Annotated in this window: 15 protein-coding genes; 10 read left to right on the top strand and 5 right to left on the bottom strand. The window is 67.1% G+C overall.

Features of this window, described 5'->3' with window-relative positions; genetic code table 11:
* Window positions 1-98: 98 nt before the first annotated feature.
* Complete coding sequence (locus ACZ1JS_RS02640) at window positions 99-3,002, top strand: M16 family metallopeptidase (RefSeq protein WP_465167594.1); 2,904 nt, start codon at window positions 99-101, stop codon at window positions 3,000-3,002.
* Between the two features lie 308 nt (window positions 3,003-3,310).
* Here the strand turns inward: ACZ1JS_RS02640 and ACZ1JS_RS02645 are convergent, their stop codons facing one another.
* From ACZ1JS_RS02645 to ACZ1JS_RS02655, 3 genes are all read right to left on the bottom strand, one after another.
* Window positions 3,311-4,489: an MFS transporter gene (locus ACZ1JS_RS02645; RefSeq protein WP_465167595.1), complete on the bottom strand. Its 1,179-nt coding sequence runs from the start codon at window positions 4,487-4,489 to the stop codon at window positions 3,311-3,313.
* 113 nt (window positions 4,490-4,602) lie between these two features.
* Entirely contained in the window at window positions 4,603-5,037 is a 435-nt protein-coding gene (locus ACZ1JS_RS02650) for a hypothetical protein (RefSeq protein ID WP_465167596.1), read from the bottom strand.
* A gap of 205 nt (window positions 5,038-5,242) precedes the next feature.
* The gene (locus ACZ1JS_RS02655) at window positions 5,243-7,033 is read right to left on the bottom strand and encodes an AMP-dependent synthetase/ligase (RefSeq protein WP_465167597.1); all 1,791 of its coding nucleotides are present in this window, start codon (window positions 7,031-7,033) and stop codon (window positions 5,243-5,245) included.
* A 114-nt stretch (window positions 7,034-7,147) separates the two neighbouring features.
* Between ACZ1JS_RS02655 and ggt the strand changes: the two genes are divergently transcribed.
* Window positions 7,148-8,881 carry a gamma-glutamyltransferase gene (ggt, locus tag ACZ1JS_RS02660; RefSeq protein WP_465167598.1) on the top strand — a complete coding sequence of 578 codons (1,734 nt, stop codon included), beginning with the start codon at window positions 7,148-7,150 and terminating at the stop codon, window positions 8,879-8,881.
* 198 nt (window positions 8,882-9,079) lie between these two features.
* Here the strand turns inward: ggt and ACZ1JS_RS02665 are convergent, their stop codons facing one another.
* Complete coding sequence (locus ACZ1JS_RS02665) at window positions 9,080-9,757, bottom strand: HPP family protein (protein ID WP_465168616.1); 678 nt, start codon at window positions 9,755-9,757, stop codon at window positions 9,080-9,082.
* Entirely contained in the window at window positions 9,757-10,743 is a 987-nt protein-coding gene (locus ACZ1JS_RS02670) for a quinone-dependent dihydroorotate dehydrogenase (RefSeq protein ID WP_465167599.1), read from the bottom strand. The genes ACZ1JS_RS02665 and ACZ1JS_RS02670 overlap by 1 nt, the downstream gene beginning before the upstream one ends.
* 461 nt (window positions 10,744-11,204) lie before the next feature.
* On the opposite strand from ACZ1JS_RS02670, the gene ACZ1JS_RS02675 reads away from it, so the two are divergent.
* The 8 genes from ACZ1JS_RS02675 to ACZ1JS_RS02710 are packed head-to-tail and all read left to right on the top strand — an operon-like array spanning window position 11,205 to window position 17,264.
* On the top strand, window positions 11,205-11,633 hold the full coding sequence (locus ACZ1JS_RS02675; RefSeq protein ID WP_465167600.1) for an SUF system Fe-S cluster assembly regulator: 429 nt from the start codon (window positions 11,205-11,207) through the stop codon (window positions 11,631-11,633).
* Window positions 11,633-13,096 (top strand): Fe-S cluster assembly protein SufB, encoded by a 1,464-nt coding sequence (gene sufB / locus ACZ1JS_RS02680; protein WP_242116085.1) that lies wholly within the window; start codon window positions 11,633-11,635, stop codon window positions 13,094-13,096. The genes ACZ1JS_RS02675 and sufB overlap by 1 nt, the downstream gene beginning before the upstream one ends.
* Entirely contained in the window at window positions 13,093-13,389 is a 297-nt protein-coding gene (locus ACZ1JS_RS02685; protein ID WP_465167601.1) for a hypothetical protein, read from the top strand. The genes sufB and ACZ1JS_RS02685 overlap by 4 nt, the downstream gene beginning before the upstream one ends.
* 45 nt (window positions 13,390-13,434) lie before the next feature.
* The gene (gene sufC / locus ACZ1JS_RS02690) at window positions 13,435-14,178 is read left to right on the top strand and encodes a Fe-S cluster assembly ATPase SufC (protein WP_465167602.1); all 744 of its coding nucleotides are present in this window, start codon (window positions 13,435-13,437) and stop codon (window positions 14,176-14,178) included.
* Window positions 14,178-15,254, top strand: coding sequence for a SufB/SufD family protein (locus ACZ1JS_RS02695; RefSeq protein WP_465167603.1), 1,077 nt, complete (start codon window positions 14,178-14,180; stop codon window positions 15,252-15,254). The genes sufC and ACZ1JS_RS02695 overlap by 1 nt, the downstream gene beginning before the upstream one ends.
* Window positions 15,251-16,456 (top strand): cysteine desulfurase, encoded by a 1,206-nt coding sequence (locus tag ACZ1JS_RS02700; protein WP_465167604.1) that lies wholly within the window; start codon window positions 15,251-15,253, stop codon window positions 16,454-16,456. Before ACZ1JS_RS02695 ends, ACZ1JS_RS02700 begins: the two co-directional genes overlap by 4 nt.
* Window positions 16,453-16,917 carry an SUF system Fe-S cluster assembly protein gene (locus ACZ1JS_RS02705; protein ID WP_465167605.1) on the top strand — a complete coding sequence of 155 codons (465 nt, stop codon included), beginning with the start codon at window positions 16,453-16,455 and terminating at the stop codon, window positions 16,915-16,917. The genes ACZ1JS_RS02700 and ACZ1JS_RS02705 overlap by 4 nt, the downstream gene beginning before the upstream one ends.
* A complete protein-coding gene (locus ACZ1JS_RS02710; RefSeq protein ID WP_465167606.1) occupies window positions 16,917-17,264 on the top strand; it encodes a HesB/IscA family protein in 348 nt (115 codons plus the stop codon). The genes ACZ1JS_RS02705 and ACZ1JS_RS02710 overlap by 1 nt, the downstream gene beginning before the upstream one ends.
* The last annotated feature ends 65 nt before the right edge of the window (window positions 17,265-17,329 follow it).

Raw genomic sequence — 17,329 nt, forward strand, 5'->3', positions numbered from 1 at the left:
CATGAGCGGACGCTGAACGGCACGGCCCGGACAGCTTTATATTTCATGTCGTTTGTCGATACTGGTCGGGGCGTTGCAACGACGCTACACCTTGGCGCATGGCATTTACGTTCCGTTTGGCCACGGGCGCGTTTTCGACCCTGGCCCTGATCGCCGCGCCGCTTGCTGCGCAGACCCCGCCCGCTTCGCCGGCTCCCGTCCGCCAGCTTCCGCCGCTCGAACCGGTGGCGCAGGGGCCGGACACGCCATGGCTGTTCAAGGGCAGTGACATTCCGCCCGACCGCTCCTGGACCTATGGCGTGCTGTCCAACGGTCTGAAATATGCGGTGCGCAAGAACGGCGTGCCGCCGGGGCAGATCGCGATCCGCGTCGCGATCGGTGCGGGCTCGCTGATGGAAACCGACAGCGAACGCGGCTTCGCCCACCTGATCGAACATCTCTCGTTTCGCGGATCGGTCCATGTCCCCGATGGTGAATCGAAACGGGTGTGGCAGCGGCTCGGCGTCACCTTCGGCTCCGACAGCAACGCCTCGACCAGCTTCACGCAGACGGTCTACAAGCTCGACCTGCCCTCCGCGACGCCCGCCGGCCTCGATGAGAGCATGAAGATCCTGTCGGGCATGATGACCGAACCGACGCTCAGCCAGGCGGCACTCGACGCCGAGCGGCCGGTCGTCCTGTCCGAACAGCGCGAGCAGCCCGGACCGCAGGTGCGGCTGGGCGACGCGACCCGCGCGCTGTTCTTCGCCGGGCAGCCACTTGCCGACCGATCGCCGATCGGCAATGTCGACACGCTGCAAGCCGCCACCGCCGCCAGCGTCAAAGCTTTCCACGACCGCTGGTATCGTCCCGACCGCGCGATCATCGTGATCGCCGGCGACGCCGATCCGGCGATCCTCGAAGCGATGGTGAAGAAGCATTTCTCCGCCTGGGACGGCACCGGTCCTGCGCCTGCCGAGCCGAAATTCGGATCGCCCAAGGCCGATGAACCAGTCGCGGCGACAGTCAGCGAACCGACCATCCCGACGCTGTTGCAGATGGCGGTGCTACGGCCGTGGACGGTCGGCGACGACACGATCCTGTTCAATCAGGAGCGGATGATTGACCAGATCGGGTTGCGGATACTCAACCGGCGGCTGGAAAGCCGGGCGCGCGGTGGCGGCAGTTTCATCTCCGCGGGCGCCAATCTCGACGACGTGTCGCGATCGGCGAACATCACGCAGGTGTCGATCCTGCCGCTGGGCGACGATTGGGCCGCAGCACTGCGCGACGTGCGGCAGGCGATCGCCGATGCGATCCGCACCCCGCCGACCCAGGCCGAGATCGACCGCGAGGTCGCCGAAATCCGCGCCGGCATGGAGAATGAGGTCCGCACCGCGCCGGTGACGGCGGGCGCGCTGCTCGCCGACAATCTGATCGCCGCGACCGATATCCGCGAGACCGTAGCCGGGCCGGAGACGTCGTTGCGCATCTTCGAAGGCGCGGTGACGAAGAAGTTCTTCACCCCGGCACGCGTTCAGGCCGCGACGAAGAAGGTGTTCGAAGGGACCGCCACCCGCGCGCTGGTCAACACCCGCACCCCCGATCCGACGACGCTGGCGAAGCTGACCGCCGCGCTCAACGAAAAGGTCGCCGGCACCGCGACGAAGCGTAGCGGGCAGGCGGCGATCGGCTTCGATCGGCTCGCTTCGCTCGGCAAGCCCGGCACGATCGTCACCCGCAGCATGGCGCTGCCCGATCCCCCGGTCGAGCGCGTCGATTTCGCCAATGGATCGTCGCTGCTGCTGTTCCCCAATGAATCGGAGACGGGCAAGGTCTATGTCCGGGTCCGCTTCGGCCGGGGGCTGAACGCGCTGCCGACCGACCGTCGGACCCCGGCCTTCGCCGCCGATCTCGCGCTGGTCGCTTCGGGCATCCAGACGCCGAAGGGCGTGCTGGGGCAGGAGGAACTCGACCGGCTGACCGGCGGGCGGCAGATCGGATTGTCGTTCGGCATCGACGATGACGCCTTCGTCATGACGGGTACTACGACGGCCGCCGACCTGACCGATCAGCTGAAGCTGATTGCGGCCAAGCTGCAATCGCCCGCCTGGGATCCGAAACCGGTGGCGCGGGCGCGGGCGGTGATGCTCGCCAGCTACGACGCGCTCGGCGCTTCGCCCGATGGCGTCATGGGCCGCGATCTCGAAGGACTGCTGCACGCCGGCGACGCACGCTGGGTCAGCCCCGACCGCAAGGATATCGAGGCGCTGACCCCGGCCAGCTTCAAGGCGTTCTGGGCGCCGCTGCTCGCCACCGGCCCGGTCGAGGTGCAGGTGTTCGGCGACGTCCCGCAACAGGCGGCGATCGATGCGGTCGCCGCGACGATCGGGGCGATGGCGAAGCGCACGGCGGATACCAGCCCGCCACCGCCGGTCCGCTTCCCCGCGCATGTCGCGCAACCGGTGACGCGCACCCATAGCGGCCAGCCCAACCAGGCGGCAGCGGCGATCGCATGGCCGACCGGCGGCGGCAGCGCCGGCCTGACCGAAAGTCGCAAGCTGGAGGTGCTGGCGGCGGTGTTCCGCGACCGGCTGCTCGACCGGCTGCGCAGCCAGGCCGGGGTCAGCTATTCGCCCAATGTCGACAACAACTGGCCGGTCGGCCTGCCCGGTGGCGGACGGATCATGGCGATCGGCATGGTGCCGCCCGATCGGACCGGCTTCTTCTTCGACCTCGCCCGCGAGCTCGCTGCCGATCTGGTCAAGACGCCCGTGCCGGCCGACGAACTCGACCGCGCCAAGCTGCCGGTCATCCAGTTGATCGCCCGCATGTCGAGCGGCAACATGTTCTGGATGAACCAGACACAGGGCGGCACCCGCGATCCGGCCCGGCTGGCGGCGATTCCCGGCATCATCAACGACATTCGCGGCACGACGCCCGAGGAATTGCAGGCACTCGCCGCGAAATATCTGGTGCCATCGAAGGACTGGTCGATGGCCGTGGTCCCGGAGAAGAAGTAGCAAATCCTCCCCGCGCCGCGGGGAGGGGGACCATCCGCAGGATGGTGGAGGGGGGCGTCCACAGGCGTCCCCCTTCCTTACAAGAAGATCGGTTCACGCGAAGGCGCGAAGGCGCAAAGTAGAGTTGGTTCGCGCAGAGGCGCAGAGGCGCAGAGGGGTTGCGTGCGTTGCTGGATCGCCCGCGTAAGCGGCCTCAGCACTCCGCTGTCCCGTCGCGGACGGTCTCCCGTTCGTAAAGCGCCTGTCCGGAACGCAACCCCTCCGCGCCTCCGCGCCTCTGCGCGAACCCCTTCCTCTACTTCAAGGAATCAGGCCGCCGCCCGCCGCCGCACCGGCGCGCCGGCCATCACCGCCAGCCCCCAGATCGCAAAGCCGCCCAGCGCCAGCCCGGCCCCGACGATCCCGGTCGAGGTCCAGCCATAGCCGGCAGCGATCGCCAGCCCGCCGGCCCATGGTCCGATCGCATTGGCGGTGTTGAACGCCGAATGGTTGAGCGACGCGGCAAGGCTCTGGCCGTGCTCGGCAATATCCATCAGTCGCGTCTGCAGCACGGTGCCGAGCGCGCCGCCGATGCCGATCAGGAACACGATCACCAGCATCGACCACAATTGCCCCGCCGCCAGCGGATAGAGCGCCAGCGTCGCCGCGCTCCACAGCAGCAGGCCGCCCGCGGTCGGCATCAGCGCGCGGTCGGCGAACCGCGGCACGACCAGATTGCCGACGGTCATGCCGATGCCGAACACCGCCAGCACCACCGGCACCATTGCCGCACCGGCCCCCGTCACCTCGATCAGCGTCGAGGCGAGATAGGTATAGACCGCGAACATCCCGCCAAAGCCGATTGCGCCGATGCCGAGCGTCAGCCACAACTGCCCCGATCGCAGCACGTTCAGTTCGGCAAGCGGGCTGGCCGACCGGTCCGGCCGGTCGTGCGGCGCCAGCCATGCGACCATCGCCATCGTCGCCGCTGCCAGCACCGCCACGACGCCGAAGCCCCAGCGCCACCCGATCGCCTGCCCCAATGCATTGGCGAGCGGCACGCCGACAATCGTCGCGGTCGTCAGCCCCAGCATGACCCGCCCGACCGCCTGCGTCCGCTGTTCGGCCGGAACCAGCGACGCCGCGACCAGTGCGGCGATCCCGAAATAGGCACCATGCGGCAAGCCGCTGAAGAACCGCGCCACCAGCATCGCCTCATAGGTCGGCGCCAGCGCGCTTGCCGCATTGGCGATCCCGAAACAGGCCATCAGCGCGATCAGCACTGTCCGCCGCGCCATCCGCGCAGACAGCACCGCCAGCAGCGGCGCACCGACCACCACGCCCAATGCATAGGCGCTGATGACATGCCCCGCCGTCGGTTCGTCGATGCCGAGGCCGGGTGCGAAGAAGGGCACAAGGCTCATCGTCGCGAACTCGGTCGTCCCGATCGCGAAACCGCCAAGCGCAAGGGCGAGATGGACAAGGGCAGGGCTACGGGTCGTGGTCACGGACAGGCTCCTTGCTGCATTGCAGCATCAGAAGCGGGCATATGGTATTGCCGGACGCAGCGTCAACCGTGCCGGGTTGGCCTGTCCCCCCGCGTCACCGGCGGACCCGTTGCTCAGAGCCGGACCTCGCCGTCTCCGGCGGGGGCGGCGCCTGTACTTCGGCGATTTATGATCGCCATCCGCCGCGCGACCTCCCTCGCAACCTTTTGCTCGATCTCTACCCGTTCCTTGGGCGGCAAGGCTTCGATCGCCTCCTCGGTCAGCTTCATGGTTTTCAGCACGTCGCGGCGGACGCGCTCCGCCGGGGTCAGCGACAATTCCTTCCTGAACGACGCGAGCGCCTGGTCCAGCCGGTCGGCCTCGACACGTTCGGACGTTGTCCGATCGGACTCGCGCGGTGGCGCGGGGCGGGACAGGGTGAAGGACGGGGGTGCGGCGGCGGTCGCCGTGGCGGCGAATGTCGCGGCGAAGTCGGCCGCCCCGCCTGCCACTGCCGCCGGTCGCGCGGTGGCGGTCGTCACCCGTTCCTGTCCGATGATCCTGATCATGCGCGCCATCCTCATCGATCGTTCGGCACAATGGTCGCGCGACATGGTTAACGTTCCGAAAACGGTTTTCCTACAAGCCGGACCTTATGCGATGCCGGGGGCGCGCTCTGTCTCACCGTCGATCTTCCTACCGCGTGCCGCATGATCATCGGCGATGGCGCGCAACACGCGCACGAGTGTGAACTTCGTGAACTTTGGCGCCGCGTCACCCCCGGTACAGCGCGTCCAGCCGCTCGCCATACACGTCCTTCAACACATGCCGCCGGATCTTCAGGCTGGGCGTAAGTTGCTGATTTTCGATCGCAAAGGGTTCGTCGGCGATGATGAAGCGGCGGATGCGTTCGGTGACCGACAGGTCCTTGTTGACCCGCTCGACCGCCGCGCCCAGCGCCGCGCGATAATCGCTGTCCTCGCGCAGCCGGGCGAAGTCGCAGCGCGCACCGCCCCGGGCGCAGAATTGCTGGGTCCATTCGGCATCGGGCACGATCACCGCCACCATATATGGCCGGCGGTCGCCGACGATCATCGCCTGCGCGATTTCGTCCTGCAGGGTCAGCATCCCCTCGACCTTCTGCGGCGCGACATTGTCGCCTTTGTCGTTGACGATGATGTCCTTTTTGCGATCGGTGATGCGGATGCGCCCCCGATCGTCGATCTCGCCGATATCGCCGGTGTGAAGCCATCCGTCCTTCAGCACGCGCGCCGTCTCGGCCTCGTTGCGCCAATAGCCGTGCATGACCAGTTCGCCGCGCACCAGTATTTCCCCGTCCTCGGCGATGCGGACTTCGGTTTCGGCGAGCGGCGGGCCGACCGTGTCCATCTTGACCCCCGCCGCCGGGCGGTTGCACGAAATGACCGGCGCAGCCTCGGTCTGGCCATAGCCTTGCAGCAGGCACAGTCCCATCGAGTCGAAGAAATTGCCGATATCGGGATTGAGCGGCGCGCCGCCCGACACCATCGCCTTCAACCGCCCGCCGAAGCGTTTGGCGACTTTGGGCTTGAGCAGCGTGTCGACCAGCAGCTTGGCCGGACGATCGGTCAGCCGTGGCCCGCCTTCGCGTGCGCCGATCTCGATCGCGCGATCGAGCAGCCACGTCGACAAACGTCCCTGCTTCTGGATGCCCTTGGTAATGCGCGCCCGCAGCACCTCGAACAGGCGCGGGACCACGACCATCAGCGTCGGGCGCACTTCCTCGATATTGCTCGCCAGCTTGTCTAGCCCTTCGCTGTAATAGATCTGCCCGCCCAGCGCGATCGGGAAATATTGCCCGCCGGTATGTTCATAGGCGTGGCTGAGCGGCAGGAACGACAGGAACACCTCGTCGCGCCAACCGAAATCCTCGGCGATGACGACGCAGCAGCCATTGACGTTGTGCAGGATCGCGCCGTGATGCTGCATCACGCCGCGCGGGGATCCGCCGGTCCCGGAGGTGTAGATGATGCAGGCAAGGTCCTCGCGCCGCATGTCGGCCGCGGCCGCGACCTGTGCCGGATCGGCCGGATGCCGCGCGATCAGCTCGTGCCAGTCGTGGAACTCCAGACTGCCCTGCTGCGCGGTCTTCATCGGTTCGATCGTGATGATCTTTTCCGACGAATTGGTCGCGCGCAGCGCGGCGGGCAGGACCGTGCGCGCCAGCTTCTCGGTCGACACGATGATCGCGCACGCGCCCGAATTCTCGATGATATGCCCATGGTCGCGCACGGTATTGGTGACATAGGTCGGCACCGTCACGCACCCCGCCGCCATGATGGCGAGGTCGGAGATGCACCATTCGGGCCGGTTCTCGCTGACCAGCATCACCCGGTCGCCGCGCTTCAGCCCGATCGCCTTCAGCGCCGTGGCCAGCGACGCGACCTGGCGCGCTGCGTCGGCCCAGCTGATCGACACCCATCCGCCGCCGGTCTTGCGCCAGAGGAACGGCGCATCGCCGCGCTCGCTGGCCCGCGTGAAGAACATCGTGATTAGATTGGGGAATCGTTCGAGCTGCCGGACCATTCGTCATCCTTCTCCAGATGCCAGGGTGTAGGCAGACGCTACGGTCTCGGCAATGTCCGAACATGGTCCGAACGCGGGTGACGGGGCGGATCGTCTTGGTTAGACACGGCGGCCATGAGGAAATTGACGATCGCCGCCGCCCTGCTCGCCACCGTGTCGCTGGGGGGCTGCAATCTGTTGCCGTTCGCCAGGCCCGAGGTCGCGGCCCCGGCTTCCCCCGCCGCCGCGGTCGCGGAACAGCATCAGAAGTTCGTGGTGTCCGCCAATCCGCTGGCCAGCGAAGCCGGCATGGCGGTGCTCCGGCGCGGGGGCAGCGCCGTCGACGCGGCGATCGCGGTACAGGCGATGCTGTCGCTGGTCGAGCCGCAGAGCTCCGGCATGGGCGGCGGTGCGTTCATGACCTATTTCAACGCGAAGACTGGCAAGGTTGAAATCTATGACGGACGCGAGGTTGCGCCGGCGGGCGCCACGCCGACGATGCTGCTGGGTGCGGACGGCAAGCCGCTGCCCTTTGCCGAGGCGGTGCTGGGCGGGCGGGCGACCGGGGTGCCCGGCGCGGTGCGGATGCTGGGACAGGCGCATGACGAGCATGGCACGCTGGCATGGGCCGACCTGTTCGACGATGCCGAGCGGACCGCGCGCAAGGGCTTCGTCATCTCGCCGCGCCTCGGCCGCTTCCTGACCGGGCGCTTCCCCGAGTTGCAGGCGGAGGATGTCCGCCGTTACTTCAAGGGGAAGAACGGGGCGCTGGCGACCACCGGCGACCGGATCAGGAACGGTGCCTATGCCGATTTCCTCAAGCGGCTGGCGAAGCAGGGACCGGACGCGCTTTACACGGGCGAGACGGCGAAGCGCATCGTCGCACGCACGACGACGGGCACGCTGCCCGGCACGATGACGCTGGCCGACCTTGCCGCCTATCGTGCGGTCAAGCGCGATCCGCTGTGCGCCAATTGGCGGGTCTATATCGTCTGCACCCCGCCGCCGCCCTCCAGCGGAGTCGGGCTGATCGAGCTGCTCGGCATCCTCGGCCGCACCGATATCGACCGGCGCGGGCCGAACGATCCGCAAAGCTGGTACCTCTTCGCCGAGGCGAGCCGGCTGATGTACGCCGATCGCGACCTCTATGTCGGCGATCCAAAGTTCGTGAACGTGCCGGTCGCCGGGCTGCTGGCCCCGGCCTATCTGTCCGAGCGGGCGAAGCTGATCGGCGCGACCGCCGGTCCGGCGCCCGCGGCGGGCGTCCCGGCTGGCACGGTGACGGCGGCGGCGGACACGACCCGCGAACCGGCAGGAACCTCGCATTTCATCGTCGGTGATGCGGCGGGCAATGTCGTGTCGATGACGACGACGGTCGAAAGCATCTTCGGCAGCGGGCGGATGGTCGACGGCTTCTTCCTGAACAACCAGATGACCGACTTCGCCTTCTCCCCCGTCGATGCGCAGGGCCGCGCCGCCGCGAACGCGGTCGCACCGGGCAAGCGGCCGCGTTCGTCGATGACGCCGCTGGTGATGATCGACCGGCAGGGCAAGTTCGCGGGCGCGCTGGGGTCGGCGGGCGGCAATGCGATCCTCGCCTATGTCGGCAAGTCGCTGATCGGCGCGGTCGAATGGAAGCTGCCGATGCAGCAGGCGCTGGCGCTCCCCAACCTCGTCGCGCGCGGCGACAGTTTTCAGGGCGAGGTGACGAAATTCTCGCCGGAAATCCTCAGCGCGCTCGCGGCAAAGGGCATCCGCCTGCAGCCGGGGCAGGGCGAGGATTCGGGGCTGCACGGCGTGATCGTGCGCGACGGAAAGATCGATGGCGGCTTCGATCCGCGGCGTGAGGGCAAGGTGATCGTGGAGTAGATTGGTTCACGCGAAGGCGCGAAGAAGGAAGTTGGGGTCGCGCGGAGGCGCGGAGGCGCGGAGTGGGTTGCGTATCGGGCCAACCCCTCGCAATCGGCAGACCTTGTGTTACGCTGCCACGAGGTATGAAGCCGCTGACGCGGATAGGGTGGCCTGAAATGCAACCTCCTCCGCGCCTTCGCGCCTCAGCGCGAACCGCTACTTCTTCCGCCGGACCCGAGCGAAATGCTCCGCCCGTTCGAGCAGCAGCGTCAGATCCTCCGGCGCGATGTCGAACGCATCCGGCGTTTCGGCCAACGCCGCGTCCACGTCTTCCGGTCGAATGCCGCCCGGTTCCACCCCCGCTGCAACTGCGAGCGGGGAGGCCGGCTCGTGCGGATAGCTGAGCGCGGTCATGCGGTGATAGAAGATGCCGATCGACACCAAAGCGATCGAATTGATCCCGACCGGCGCGAAGGCGAAGGCATAGCCAGCGTCGTGAATACCGGCACTGCCGATCACCGCAGTCAGTGCCGCCGCGCCGCCGGGCGGATGCAGGCAGCGGCACAGCGACATGGCGAGGATCGCGCAGCCGACCGCAACCCCGGCCGCGATGGTGACGTTCGGGATCGCCTGAAACACCGCCACGCCGACCAGCGTCGAAAGGATATTGCCGCCGACTACCGGCCATGGTTGCGCGAGCGGGCTGGCCGGCACCGCGAACACCAGCACCGCCGAGGCGCCCAGCGGCGCGACGATGATCGGCAGGTCGCCTTCGATCCACGGCACCTGCGAACACACGATCATGGTCAGCGCGATACCGATCGCCGCACCGATACAGGCGACCAGCCGCCGCCCGAAGCCGGCATTGGCCAGTAATGGCCGGAACAGCGGGATCACAATCCGTCGACGATCCGCCGGGCGAGGCCTGGCCCTTCATAGACCAGCGCACTGTATAGCTGGACGAGGCTGGCCCCGGCATCGAGCCGCCGCCGCGCTTCGTCCGCCGACCCGATCCCGCCCGCCGAGATCAGCGGGATCGCGCCGCCGGCAATCTCGCGCGCCTCGACCAGCTTGGCGAGCGCCAGCGGAGCGAGCGGGGCGCCCGACAACCCGCCGGTCTCCTTGGCATTCCCTGACCGAAGCGTGGTCGGCCGGGAGATGGTCGTGTTCGACACGATCAGCGCATCGACCCCGCCATCGACCGCGGCCCGGATCGCAACCTCCAGCCCGTCGCGCGACAGGTCGGGCGCGACCTTCAGGAACAGCGGCACGCGTTTGCCCCCGACATGGCGCGCCGCGTCGCTGGCGGCGATCAACTGCCCCAGTTCGGGCTGCGATTGCAGGTCGCGCAGCCCCGGCGTGTTCGGGCTGGAAATGTTGATCGTGACGTAATCGGCCAGCGGCGCGGCCTTGGCGACTGCCGTCCCGTAATCGGCGATGCGGTCGGTCGAATCCTTGTTCGCGCCGACATTGATGCCGATGATGCCGGGGCGGGGGGCAAGCGCCGCGACCCGCGCCAGCGCCGCGTCGATGCCGCCATTGTTGAACCCCAGCCGGTTCACCACGCCCCGGTCCTCGGGCAGGCGGAAGATGCGCGGCTTGGGATTGCCCGGCTGCGGCTTCGGGGTCAGCGTGCCGACCTCGACAAAGCCGAAGCCGAGGCCGAGAAAGCCGGCGACCGCGCGCGCGTCCTTGTCGACGCCCGCCGCCAGCCCGACCGGATTGGGGAAGCGGATGCCGGCGACCGTCACGGCGTGGCGCTCGTCGGTGCGGGGTGCCATCGGCGTGCTCGCCTTGCCCCATGCCTCCAGCATGGCGATCGTCAGCGAATGCGCGCGTTCGGCGTCGAGGGCGAAGAGGAGCGGGTGATACCAGGCCATGGGTTGGCGCTGTATCGCCGGCGGGCGGCGGAAGGAAGATTCGGTTTCACGCGAAGGCGCGAAGAAGAGGGTAGTTCGCGCAGAGGCGCAGAGGCGCAGAGGCGCGGAGGGGTTTCATCTGGACCCGCCGATGCAGTTCCTTCGCCGCATACGTCATCCCAGCGAAGGCTGGGATCTCTGCGTATCGGCCCGCTCGCCTCGCCGCAGAATGCCCCAGCCTCCGCTGGGGCGACGTCATACCCATTTGGTGGTCAGGCGGTTCGGTACACGAGGCGCAACCCCTCCGCGCCTCTGCGCCTCCGCGCGAACCAATCTTCGTTCTTCGCTTCGCACCTTAGCGTGAAACCAAATCCTTGAAGCCCCCAAGCAATCGATCACATCAATCGAAACAAACCCGGTTGACCTCACGCCGCCGCGCGACCACATGCCAATCCGACCGGAATGATCCGATTAAGGAAAACATGCGCCTTTCCAGCCTTGCCGACTATGCCGTCGTCCTGCTTGCCGCCACCGCGCGGCGGGACGGGGACGTGCGCGTGACGGCGACCGCGCTGGCGGAGGAAACCGGCCTGCCGCTGCCGACCGTGCAGAAGCTGGTCAGCCGCCTGTCCGCCGCCGGGCTGATCGAGACGGGACGCGGCACCGGCGGGGGTTTCCGCCTTGCCCGCGCGCCCCACGCGATCGATCTGGCGCAGATCATTGAGGCGATCGAGGGGCCGATCGCGCTCACCACCTGCGTCGATGCTGCGCGGCATGATTGCGCGGTGGAGACGAACTGCATGATCCGACCCCATGCCGGCACGGTCAACGCCGTGGTCCGGGGCGCTCTGGCGGGCGTGACGCTCGCCCAACTCGCGAACACCGGGGCAGTGCCCCAAGAGGTAGTGTGATGGCCACCAAGAATGCCGAGGCGCTCGCCGCCGCGAACAAGAAGTATGAATGGGGTTTCTCCTCGGACATCGAACAGGACTTCGCGCCCAAGGGGCTGAGCGAGGACACCGTCCGCTATATCAGCGCCAAGAAGAACGAGCCGGAATGGATGCTCGACTGGCGGCTGAAGGCGTTCCGCCTGTGGCAGACGATGGAAGCGCCCGACTGGTCGAAGCTGAACATCGATCCGATCGATTATCAGGACGCTTATTATTACGCAGAGCCGAAGAAGAAGCCGACCCTGTCGTCGCTCGACGAGGTCGATCCCGAAATCCTGCGCGTCTATGAAAAGCTCGGCATCCCGATCGAGGAGCAGAAGGTGCTGGCCGGCGTCGAGGGATCGCGCAAGGTCGCGGTCGACGCGGTGTTCGACAGCGTGTCGGTCGCGACGACCTTCCGCAAGGAACTCGAAGCTGCGGGCGTCATCTTCCGCTCGATCAGCGAAGCGATCCGCGAATATCCCGATCTGGTCCGCAAATGGCTGGGCAAGGTCGTGCCGCAGCGTGACAATTTCTTCGCGACGCTGAACAGCGCCGTCTTTTCGGACGGCACCTTCGTCTACATTCCCGAGGGTGTGCGCTGCCCGATGGAGCTGTCGACCTATTTTCGGATCAACGCCGAGAATACCGGCCAGTTCGAACGCACGCTGATCGTCGCCGACAAGGGCAGCTATGTCAGCTATCTCGAAGGCTGCACCGCGCCGATGCGCGACGAGAACCAGCTGCACGCAGCGGTCGTCGAGCTGGTCGCGCTGGACGATGCCGAGATCAAATATTCGACCGTCCAGAACTGGTATCCCGGTGATGAGAACGGGAAGGGCGGCATCTACAACTTCGTGACCAAGCGCGCGCTGTGTCAGGGAAAGAACAGCAAGGTGTCGTGGACGCAGGTCGAGACCGGCTCCGCTATCACCTGGAAATACCCGTCCTGCGTGCTGGCCGGCGAGAATAGCGTCGGCGAATTCTATTCGGTCGCGGTTACCAACAACCGCCAGCAGGCCGATACCGGCACCAAGATGATCCATCTGGGCAAGGGGTCGCGTTCGACCATCGTGTCGAAGGGGATCAGCGCGGGCCGTAGCGACAATACCTATCGCGGGCTGGTGCGGGTCGGCCCCTCGGCGGAGGGCGTACGCAACTTCACCCAGTGCGACAGCCTGTTGCTCGGCGATCAGTGCGGCGCGCACACCGTGCCCTATATCGAGGTCAAGAACCCCTCGGCGCAGATCGAGCATGAGGCGACCACCTCGAAGATTTCCGAGGACCAGATGTTCTACGCGATGCAGCGTGGGCTGGATTCGGAGGCGGCGGTCGCGCTGATCGTCAACGGCTTCGCCCGCGAAGTGCTACAACAGCTGCCGATGGAATTCGCGGTCGAGGCGCAGAAGCTGCTCGGCATCAGCCTCGAAGGGTCGGTGGGGTGATCGCCCTCCTGCTGGCGCTACAGGCGGTCGCGCCGACCGCGCCCTATGCCGAATGCCTGTCGGAGCGGATCAATGCGGACGCGCGCATGGCCAAGCCGCCGACCGAGGCCACGGCGCGGGTCGCGATCTTCGACGATGCGGCGAAGGCTTGCGCACCGGTGCGGGCGAAGGTTGCGAAGGCACACGGACCGATGCTCGACAAGATCGACGCGTCGATGAAGGCGGTGCTGACCAACCCCGACGCGGCCGAGGCCGAGTTCGGCACCGAACCGGTCGCGGGCGAGACGCCCTAAGTTTTTGAGATACGCGGGCGCGGCCCCGCACGAACAGGACGGAACATGCTGAACATCGACAATCTCCACGCCGAAATCGACGGCAAGGAAATCCTCAAGGGCCTGTCGCTGCGCGTCAATGCGGGCGAGGTCCATGCGATCATGGGGCCGAACGGTGCCGGCAAGTCGACGCTCGGCTATGTGCTGGGCGGGCGTCCGGGCTATGAGGTGACCGATGGCAGCGTGACCTTTGCCGGCGACGACCTGTTGGAAATGGAGGCCGATGCCCGTGCCGCCGCCGGCCTGTTCCTCGGCTTCCAATATCCGGTCGAAATTCCCGGCGTGTCGAACGTCCAGTTCCTGCGCGAAAGCCTGAACAGCCAGCGTCGCGCTCGCGATGAAAAGGCGCTGTCGGGCGCCGAGTTCCTGAAGCTCGCCCGTGCGCAGGCCGATGCGCTGGGCATGGACATGGACATGATGAAGCGGCCGGTGAATGTCGGCTTTTCGGGCGGCGAGAAGAAGCGCAACGAGATGGTGCAGATGGGTATCCTCGACCCGAAGCTCGCCATCCTCGACGAAACCGACAGCGGCCTCGATATCGACGCGCTGCGCATCGTCGGCGACGGCATCAACCGCATCATGCGCCGGCCGGACAAGGCGGTGATCCTGATCACCCATTATCAGCGGCTGCTCGACTATGTGCAGCCCGATTTCGTGCATGTGCTGGCCGATGGCCGCATCGTCCGCTCGGGCGGGCCGGAACTGGCGCACGAACTGGAACGCGAAGGCTATGGAGCGGTGGCGGCGTAATGGCGACGCTTCCTACCAACGCGCAAGAGGCGTTCCGCTGGACCGACCTGACCGCGCTGACCGCCGCGGCCGGATCGGCCCGTGGTGAAGCGGCGAGTGCGGACGGCTATTGGCTCGACCTCGCCGGCCCGCGGATCGTGTTCGTCGACGGCATCTACGTGCCCGACCGCAGCACCCCCGGCCATGTCGCATTGTCGCCACTGACGCTCGACACCGCGCACCCGCTGGGCGTGCAGGCATCGGGTGCGGCAGGCTGGTCGATCGACCTGTCAGCGGCCGAGATCGTCGATCCGGTGCAGATCGTCCATATCGCGACCGGTGCCGAGAATCATCTGCCGGCGCGGCTGACGCTCGATGAGGATGCCGTCGCTTCGGTCGTCGAGACCTATGTCGGCAGCGGCTGGACCAATCGCCTGACGCAGATCGACCTTGAACGCGGTGCACGGCTGATGCGCAACGTCCGCCTGCTCCAGACGGACGGCTTCGTGTCGATCCGCGACGAAGCGGTGGTGGGGGAGGCAGCGAGCCTCGCCAGCCAGTTCCTCGGCGCCGGCGGCATGGGCAGCCGGATCGACGCGCAACTGACGCTCGACGGCGACGCCGCGTTCGTCGACTATGGCGGCGCACTGCTGACCCGCGAACAGCAGCGGCAGGAATGCGCCGTCGCCGTCCGCCACGCCGCGCTCAACGGATCGAGCCGCCAGACATGGCGCGCCGTCGCCGCCGATCGCAGCCAGGCGAGCCTCGCCGCCCGCGTCGAAGTCGCGCGCGGCGCCCAGAAGACCGATGGCGAGCAATCGCTGCGCGGCCTGCTGCTGCAGCGGACGGCGACGGTCAATCTGAAGCCCGAACTCGAAATCTTCGCCGACGACGTGAAGTGCGCGCATGGCGCGACGGTCGGCGAACTCGATGCCAAGGCGCTGTTCTATCTGCGCAGCCGCGGCGTCGGCGAGGCGCGGGCAAAGGCGTTGCTGACCCATGCGTTCGTCGCGGACGCGCTCGACCGGATCGGCGACGATGTCGTGCGCGAAGCCTTCGCCGCCGATGCCGACGCGTGGCTGGAAGCGGCGCTTTGACCGGCACCACCCCCCTCGACCGCGTCAGCGACTTTCCGGCGATCCCCGCCGGCTGGTCGTATCTAGACACCGCTGCGACGTCGCAAAAGCCGCAAGCCGTGATCGACGCGATCACCCGCGCCTATGACACGACCTATGCCACCGTGCATCGCGGCGTGTACCAGCGTTCGGCCGACATGACGCTGGCGTATGAAGCGGCACGCCGTCGCGTCGCGACGTTCATCGGTGCGGGCGCGCCGGAGGAATGCGTGTTCGTGCGCGGCGCGACCGAGGGGATTAATCTTGTCGCGCAAGGTTGGGCCGAGCGGCACCTGAAGGCCGGCGACCGTATCCTGTTGTCGATGCTCGAACATCATTCGAATATAGTACCGTGGCAGCTGGTCGCCGAGCGGATCGGCGCGGCGATCGACGTCGTTCCGTTGACGCAGGACGGGCGGATCGATCTCGATGCGATGGCGACGATGATCCGGCCGGAGCATAAGCTGGTATCGCTGGCGCATGTGTCGAACGTGCTCGGATCGGTGCTCGACGCGCGCCGCGCCGCCGACATCGCCCATTCGGCCGGTGCAAAGCTGCTGCTCGACGGGTGTCAGGCGGTGCCGCGGATCGCGGTCGATGTCGCCGCGCTCGACTGCGACTTCTACGTCTTTTCCGGCCACAAGCTCTACGGCCCGACCGGCATCGGCATATTGTGGGGCCGCCCCGACCTGCTCGAAGCGATGCATCCGGTGCAGGGCGGCGGCGCGATGATCGACCGGGTGACCTTCGAACGCACCACCTATGCCCCGCCGCCCGCACGGTTCGAGGCGGGGACGCCGCATATCGTCGGCGCGCTGGGCCTCCATGCCGCGATCGACTATGTCGAGAGCATCGGGCTGGACGCGATCCATGCCCATGAAACCGCGTTGGTCACTGCGACCCGGGAAGCGCTGGGCCGGATCAACTCTGTCCGGCTGCTCGGGCCGGACGACGCCGCCGGAATCGTCAGTTTCGTCGTGGAGGGGGTGCATCCGCACGATGTCGGCACCATCTTGGACGAGGAACGCGTCGCGATCCGTGCGGGCCATCATTGCGCACAGCCGCTGATGGACGTGCTGGGCGTCCCCGCCACCGCGCGGGCCAGCTTTGGCGTGTATAACGGACGGGGCGATGTCGATGCGCTGGTGCGCGGACTGGAACGGGTAAGCAGGATTTTCGGATGAACGACGAACGCCATTTCGAGGTCGAGGAGGTGAGCGCAGTGCCCTCGCCACCGCGCGCGCGCGTGACCGATGCGGAGGAAGCGCCGCCGCGCCGCCGGGACTATCTCGAAGGATTTCTGGCCCAGAAACCCGAACCGCAACCGGCGGGCGAGCCGGGCGGCGACCTGTACGAAGCGGTCATCGATTCGTTGAAAGAGATTTTCGACCCCGAGATTCCGGTCAATATCTATGATCTGGGGCTGATCTATGGTGTCGATGTCGCGGACAACGGCCATGTCGCGGTGACGATGACGCTGACCACGCCGCATTGTCCGGTCGCGGAATCGATGCCGGCCGAGGTCGAACTGCGCGTGTCGGCGGTGCCCGGCGTATCGACCGCCGACGTCAACCTTGTCTGGGATCCGCCATGGGATCCGCAGAAGATGTCCGACGACGCCAAACTCGAACTGGGAATGCTGTAATGGCCACGCGCGTCCGCCCCGCCGCGATCATCCTGACGCCCAACGCCGAACGGCGCGTCGCCGATCTGATGGCGAAGGCGCCGGCGGATGCGATCGGCGTCAAGCTGTCGACGCCGCGTCGCGGCTGTTCGGGTCTTGCCTATTCGGTCGATTACGTCACCGCCGCCAATGCGATGGACGAACGGATCGAAACGCCGGGCGGCACCTTCTTCGTCGATGGCGGATCGATCCTTTACCTGATCGGTTCGACGATGGACTGGGTCGAGGACGATTTCACCGCGGGCTTCGTCTTCGCCAATCCGAACGCCAAGGGCGCGTGCGGGTGCGGGGAAAGCTTCACGGTATGATCGTCCCATAGGGGGACAGGTGTGAAGCGTTTTCTGTGGGTGTTGGCCGCATGGCCGGGTGCGGC

The organism is Sphingomonas sp. BL-S-05 (genome assembly GCF_055521695.1).

Excerpts from the sequence above, each read along its gene's own strand:
- sufB (WP_242116085.1), top strand. The coding sequence starts at position 11,633 with ATGGCCACCAAGAATGCCGAGGCGCTCGCCGCCGCGAACAAGAAGTAT.
- ACZ1JS_RS02695 (WP_465167603.1), top strand. The coding sequence starts at position 14,178 with ATGGCGACGCTTCCTACCAACGCGCAAGAGGCGTTCCGCTGGACCGAC.
- sufC (WP_465167602.1), top strand. The coding sequence starts at position 13,435 with ATGCTGAACATCGACAATCTCCACGCCGAAATCGACGGCAAGGAAATC.
- ACZ1JS_RS02675 (WP_465167600.1), top strand. The coding sequence starts at position 11,205 with ATGCGCCTTTCCAGCCTTGCCGACTATGCCGTCGTCCTGCTTGCCGCC.
- ACZ1JS_RS02655 (WP_465167597.1), bottom strand. The coding sequence starts at position 7,033 with ATGGTCCGGCAGCTCGAACGATTCCCCAATCTAATCACGATGTTCTTC.
- ACZ1JS_RS02640 (WP_465167594.1), top strand. The coding sequence starts at position 99 with ATGGCATTTACGTTCCGTTTGGCCACGGGCGCGTTTTCGACCCTGGCC.
- ACZ1JS_RS02650 (WP_465167596.1), bottom strand. The coding sequence starts at position 5,037 with ATGATCAGGATCATCGGACAGGAACGGGTGACGACCGCCACCGCGCGA.
- ACZ1JS_RS02705 (WP_465167605.1), top strand. The coding sequence starts at position 16,453 with ATGAACGACGAACGCCATTTCGAGGTCGAGGAGGTGAGCGCAGTGCCC.
- ggt (WP_465167598.1), top strand. The coding sequence starts at position 7,148 with ATGAGGAAATTGACGATCGCCGCCGCCCTGCTCGCCACCGTGTCGCTG.
- ACZ1JS_RS02710 (WP_465167606.1), top strand. The coding sequence starts at position 16,917 with ATGGCCACGCGCGTCCGCCCCGCCGCGATCATCCTGACGCCCAACGCC.
- ACZ1JS_RS02670 (WP_465167599.1), bottom strand. The coding sequence starts at position 10,743 with ATGGCCTGGTATCACCCGCTCCTCTTCGCCCTCGACGCCGAACGCGCG.